Here is a 594-nt window from a genome sequence, read left to right as displayed (position 1 = left end):
CCGCTGCTGCCGCTCCGGCTGCGGCCCCTGCAGCTCCTGCGCCGGCTGCGGCTCCGGCGGCCGCACCGCAGGCGTCTCCTCGCCCGGCCGCTGCCGAGCGGCCTGCACCTGCGCTCGCTTCCGCCCCCGCTACGCCCGCGGCTCCGGCGGCCTCGGCTCCGGCGGCCCCTGCGTCCGCTCCGTCGGCCCAGGTCGCGCCCGCTCCCGCCGCGCCCGCGGCGGGCGGCGCAAGCCCGCAGCTGGCCGCCACTATGGAAAACCCTGCAGCGTTGCAGCGCATGTGGCAGGGGGCGCTTGCCGAGCTTAAGCGCAAGAAGGCCGCTTACGGCGTGCTGTTCCTGGGCACGAAGGCCGTGTGGAACGCGCAGACGGGCATGCTCGCCATCGAGTTCCCAAAGGAGAACGCCTTCGCGTTCAAGGCCGTCCAGAAGCCGGACGTGCAGGCGGCGGTCGCCGATGCCCTGGCGCAGTCGTGCGCAGGCCAGGCGGTGCCGTTCGCGTATCAGCAGGCGGGTGCGGCCCCCGTCGCCGCGGCGGCCCCCGCGCCTTCGCGTCCGCAGCCCGCGCAGGCGCGTCCTGCGGCGCAGATGCCCG

1 protein-coding gene is annotated in these 594 nt (G+C 76.4%); it reads left to right on the top strand.

Going from position 1 to position 594, the window contains the following annotated elements; genetic code table 11:
- A partial coding sequence (locus SFHG_RS10720; protein WP_042431958.1) for a hypothetical protein occupies positions 1 to 594 on the top strand: 594 nt, incomplete at both ends.

This window comes from Senegalimassilia anaerobia JC110, assembly GCF_000236865.1.
GTDB classification, from domain to species: Bacteria; Actinomycetota; Coriobacteriia; order Coriobacteriales; family Eggerthellaceae; genus Senegalimassilia; species Senegalimassilia anaerobia.
Note: the sequence above shows the minus strand (reverse complement) of the source record. Positions and strands in the feature narration are given on the sequence as shown.